At 39.6% G+C, this 260-nt stretch carries 1 protein-coding gene; it reads right to left on the minus strand.

The genetic code is table 11. From position 1 onward, the window contains the following. The coding region (locus FVA95_RS30015; RefSeq protein ID WP_149666992.1) for an ABC transporter permease subunit at positions 1-204 on the minus strand (204 nt) is incomplete at its 3' end. Positions 205-260 lie beyond the last annotated feature (56 nt).

Genomic DNA, 260 nt, shown 5'->3' on the forward strand with positions numbered 1-260 from the left:
CAACAACATGATCACCAGATCAGGAACACTACGAATGAGCGTGGTATAGAGGGTTGCAACATGACGTAAGATTTGAATACGAGAGAGTTTGGCACTTGCCCCAAACAATCCAATAATGATCGAAAGTACCAGTGATAACAAAGCAAGCTGTATGGTCATCCAAGTGCCACTGAGTAATACGGGACCATAGCCAGACAGAAACATACTCAGTTTCTCCGAGTAAAAATATAATATTTTATAAATCAGCAATATATATAGGG

Origin of the sequence: Pseudonocardia sp. EV170527-09 (assembly GCF_008369905.1) — a bacterium.
In the GTDB taxonomy this organism is placed as follows: Bacteria; Actinomycetota; Actinomycetes; order Mycobacteriales; family Pseudonocardiaceae; genus Pseudonocardia.